This is a genomic window from Ruegeria sp. AD6, assembly GCF_056542325.1.
The window spans coordinates 1-1,346 of the sequence record NZ_JBQFZQ010000032.1; the positions used below are offsets into that span (position 1 = coordinate 1).

Consider the following 1,346-nt stretch of genomic DNA (forward strand, 5'->3'; position numbering starts at 1 on the left):
CGAAGGTTTTGATCTGATGCACAAAGGGGAATCCATCCGCGCCGTGGTGGAGTTTTGACAGAAAGCGTAGCTTGCTTCGATAGCAAGGTCACAGTTACAGGCGTCCACAGGAGGTCTGTAACTGTGACACCGTTGAAAATTCGCGGCCGACGCATTTCCAAAGAACCCAAAGTACATCGTATCGCGTAACACGTTAAAATACTGGACTCAGGTAGTATTCGGTGATCCAGGCCTTCCAGGAGGCGATCTAGGGTCAGGACGCATTGATTTTCAACGCGCTGCGTGATTCACGGCTTCTAAAATGGAGTGGTGATATGAGCGACCTTTACTGGCTGACCGACGAGCAGATGGCCAGGCTTTCCCCTTTCTTCCCGAAGTCGCACGGCAAGCCACGGGTCGATGACAAGAGAGTGCTGAGCGGGATTATCTTCGTCAATCGCAACGGGTTGCGCTGGCGCGACGCTCCCAAGGAATACGGACCGCATAAGACGCTGTACAGCCGGTGGAAACGATGGAGCGAGAAAGGCATCTTCGCGCGGATGATGGTCGGCCTGGCCGCCGAACATGGCGAGGAAAAGACCGTGATGATCGACGCGACGTATCTAAAGGCCCACCGCACCGCGACCAGCATGGCCGCGAAAAAGGGGGGCGTGGACGCCTGATTGGTCGGACCAAGGGTGGCATGAACACGAAGCTGCACGCCATCTGCGACAGCCAGGGGCGGCCGCTTAATCTATTCGTCACTGCCGGGCAGGTCAGCGATTACACCGGCGCACGGGCGTTACTCAGCAGTCTGCCAAAAGTCGACTGGCTACTCGGAGACCGCGGCTATGACGCCGACTGGTTCAGGGATGCGTTAAAAGACAAAGGGATACGCGCCTGCATCCCTGGCCGGAAGAAGCGCAAGGCTCCAGTCAAATACGACAAGCGGCTATACAAACGGCGCAACCGCATCGAGATCATGTTCGGCAGGCTCAAGGATTGGCGGCGCGTGGCAACACGCTATGACCGATCCCCAAAGGTCTTCCTCTCGGCCATCGCGCTCGCCGCTCTCGTCATATATTGGTTATGAATCCTGACCCTAAACTGTAACGAGCTTATGATTACCGTTCAGGAGCGTCAGAGCATGGCAGCCAAACCCTATGGCCTATACTGCCCCACCTCGAAGGCATGCGAAATTCTCATGCCGCGCTGGACAATCCAAATCCTGGGTGAGCTTTGGGGCGGCTCAACCCGATTCAATGAGATTAAGCGCGGGCTTCCTGGGGTCTCGCCGACCCTGCTGACAAAGCGGTTGAAGGAAATGCAGGAACACGGGCTACTGGAACGCGTGGAAGACGGCGCCA

At 56.7% G+C, this 1,346-nt stretch carries 2 protein-coding genes; both read left to right on the plus strand.

Annotation, left to right across the window (positions count from 1 at the left end):
• Positions 1-314: 314 nt before the first annotated feature.
• Positions 315-1,072, plus strand: a protein-coding gene (locus ACR0KJ_RS19420) for an IS5 family transposase (protein ID WP_480506179.1) whose coding sequence is annotated in 2 segments (ribosomal slippage) — positions 315-639 and positions 639-1,072 — 759 coding nt in all. Because the reading frame shifts where the segments join, the coding sequence is not laid out codon by codon here.
• Positions 1,073-1,126: 54 nt separating this feature from the next.
• Positions 1,127-1,346: winged helix-turn-helix transcriptional regulator (locus ACR0KJ_RS19425; protein WP_480627456.1), on the plus strand; the 220-nt coding region annotated here is incomplete at its 3' end.